The 2,808-nt window shown below is 68.6% G+C and carries 4 protein-coding genes; 1 reads left to right on the forward strand and 3 read right to left on the reverse strand.

The features are described 5' to 3' along the window. Window positions 1-446 precede the first annotated feature (446 nt). Window positions 447-1,046, forward strand: coding sequence for a hypothetical protein (locus FJ251_15185; GenBank protein MBM4119045.1), 600 nt, complete (start codon window positions 447-449; stop codon window positions 1,044-1,046). Here FJ251_15185 and FJ251_15190 read toward each other — a convergent pair. From FJ251_15190 to FJ251_15200, 3 genes are all read right to left on the reverse strand, one after another. Next, on the reverse strand, window positions 1,043-1,483 hold the full coding sequence (locus FJ251_15190) for a hypothetical protein (protein ID MBM4119046.1): 441 nt from the start codon (window positions 1,481-1,483) through the stop codon (window positions 1,043-1,045). The two genes, FJ251_15185 and FJ251_15190, sit on opposite strands and share 4 nt — an antisense overlap. Next, window positions 1,480-2,166 (reverse strand): DUF433 domain-containing protein, encoded by a 687-nt coding sequence (locus FJ251_15195; protein MBM4119047.1) that lies wholly within the window; start codon window positions 2,164-2,166, stop codon window positions 1,480-1,482. The genes FJ251_15190 and FJ251_15195 overlap by 4 nt, the downstream gene beginning before the upstream one ends. A 144-nt stretch (window positions 2,167-2,310) precedes the next feature. Beyond that, on the reverse strand, window positions 2,311-2,808 hold a 498-nt coding region (locus tag FJ251_15200), incomplete at its 5' end, for a methylated-DNA--[protein]-cysteine S-methyltransferase (protein MBM4119048.1).

Genomic DNA, 2,808 nt, shown 5'->3' on the forward strand with positions numbered 1-2,808 from the left:
GCCCCGACCTGCCGAACGCAGTGGTCAGCCATCTCGGCTTCGATTCGGTGAATCGCCTGCTCTACGCGGGCACCTACGGGCGCAGCGTCTTCACCTGCGCGGTGGACGAACTCACTGCGGCGCCGCCGGCCGAGCTCGCCGAGGCGGGGCGCCTGCTCGCGCCCTATCCCAACCCGAGTGCCGAGGGGAGCTGGCTCGCCTGGAGCCTGGCCGAGCGCAGCGAGGTGGAGGTGGCGGTGTTCAGCGTGGCCGGGCGGCGTGTATGGTCCGGGCGCGCGGCGGCCGGCGCGGGCGAGGGCCGGCTCTTCTGGGGCGGCGTCGACGCGCAGGGCGAGCGCCTGCCGAGCGGTGTCTACCTGGCGCGGGGGACCGCAGCGGGGCGGCCGCTGGGGGTGGCGACGGTGACGATTCGTCGCTAGACTTCCGGGGACGAAGGGAGGGGGGAAATGAAGCGACTTGCAGGATTGCTGGTGTTGCTGATTCCGCTCTCGGCATCGGCGTGGGAGGAGCCGATCCTCTGGCTCACCGCGGACGCGTATCCCGACGAGCATGGCGAGTTGTACGACTGCTCCTATGATGTGGAGTCGCCCTTTCTGACGATTCCGGTCTACCTCTTCGCCGAGACGATCGGGGCCGGCGTCGAGACCGTCGCCGGCGTCGAGTTCCGTCTCGACCACCTGCCCGGCCTCGCGCAGGGCATCCTGGTGACCCACACCTGGCACACGCTGCTCGTCGACGGCGACCCGGCGGTCGGTGTGGCGCTCACCTTCGATCCACCGCTGGCGGCGGACTGGCGCGTGGCGCTGGGGCGCGTGGACCTCTTCGTCCTCTCGACGACAGCTCTCGGCGACGACTGGCGCTTCGGCGTCGCGCCTTCTCTGATCTCGGGCGAACTGCGCCTGGTGGACGGCGACGGCGTCGAGCACCGCTGCGTGGGCTACGGCTTCGTGCTCAATTGCACGGACGAGCCCTGCACCTGCGGGCCCTACCTCGCCACCACAGCCGCCGAGGCCGCGAGCTGGGGCCAAGTGAAGCTGATCTACTAACGGCGCGTCGACCCGGACACGATCATCTCGATTCGCCCCGGACCGCGTTTCTCGCCCTCTGGCGCACCCGGGGAAGAGTAGAACTTTGCGATGAACGGCGGTGGATGGCGGTCGAGGAAGGCCTCGACCTTGGTCCGTGAGCAGATGAAGGCGTCCGCCAAATCGCTGGTCTTGCGATGCCCCATGAGGATGATCAGGCCGACTCCGGAGGCGAAGACCTCGGGAAACGCTGCTGGCGAGCGACGGCGGAGACCAATGCTCCGATCATGGGTCAACGCGATCCAGCCCTGCCGGCCACAGTGTGCCAGCCAGATCTCATCGAGGACATCGTCGCGAGCAAAGACGGCGCAGTAGGGTCGGACCTCGATCCCCGCTGCGGCGAGCGCTGCAGGGAAGGCCTTCCCGAGATCGCGATCGACGAAGAAGACCCTGCTCAAGCAGCCTGCTCGTAGATGATCGCCGCCTCGATCTCGGCCGCCTCCAAGCCGTAGTCGGCGGCCAGGGCTGCAATGGATTCACCAGCATCAAAGCGATCCGTGATCACCGCGGTCGCAATGATTCGGCGGGCCACCACGGGTCTGCCGAAGGCCAGGTCGGGGCTGATGAGGATCGACCGTGCGTCCGCGCGGCCCGGCTGACCGATGAAGGGATAGAAAGCAGCGAGCCGCTCGTTCTTCCAGGTCACCCGCTCGAGGTAGCCTTCCAGGATGGCTCGCATGGCAAGCTGCCCCGACTGGGCGACGTTCATCAACTCGCCGTAGCGTTCGATGAACAGCCGGCCGCCCGCCGCCTTCAGCTCGGGACTCAGGAGCAACCGCGAGATTCCCAGGTCCCTCTCGACATAACGGATCGCATTCCGGATGTCTTGCACACGCACCTGGTGCGTGCCCCGTAGAGCGCTGAGTACGTGGGCTTCAATGAGGTTCTCGAAGGAGAGCAGGCGCTGGCGGCCGTCGGCGATGCGGATGATCGGCTTGAAGGTATGCGGTCCTGCTGCCGTTGGGTACTCGCGGCCGACCACCCAGGAGCGCAGGGTGGCCGGCGGAATCCGCAGGTAGCGAGCCGCTTCAGGGATGCTGTAGCGGCCAAGCTCAGCGGGTCGGCTTGCCTTCTGGCTCATGACTGTCCACCTCGTTGACGGTTCGGTGCCTGGAGCGCCCGAAGTGTAGCGCCAGCATGCTCAGGCGGCAAGCGCCCACGATGTGATAAGCAGCCCACATGCCAGCAGCGCGCAAATCCCAGCCGACCAAACCCACTGCGTGCCCTAGAGCCCCAGCCGCGGCGCGCCGCGCTCGTGGTCCAGCAGCCAGCGCTTGCGCTCGAGGCCGCCGCCGTAGCCGCGCAGGGCGCCGCTCGCCTCGATGACGCGGTGGCAGGGCACGACGATCGCGACGTAATTGTCGCCGTTGGCGCGGCCCACGGCGCGCGCGCCGCCCGGCTTGCCGAGCTGCGCAGCGAGCTCGCCGTAGCCGCGCGTCTCACCGTAGGGGATCGTCAGCAATCCTTCCCAGACGCGGCGCTGCCAGGGGCTGCCGGCCAGGTCTAGCGGCAGGTCGAAGTCGCGCCGCTTGCCGGCGAAGTACTCGGCGAGCTGCCGTGCGAGCGCGGCGATGTGCGGCGAGTCGCCGTCCACCACGCTGCGCTTGTGGCGCTCGAAGAGGCGCTTCTCGATGCGCTCACGCCCGCCGCGATCCGCGAACTCACAGAGGCAGACGCCGCGCTCGGTGGCGCCGAGCAGAAGCGGGCCGAGCGGCGAGTCGAC

Source organism: bacterium (assembly GCA_016873475.1).
In the GTDB taxonomy this organism is placed as follows: Bacteria; Krumholzibacteriota; Krumholzibacteriia; order JACNKJ01; family JACNKJ01; genus VGXI01.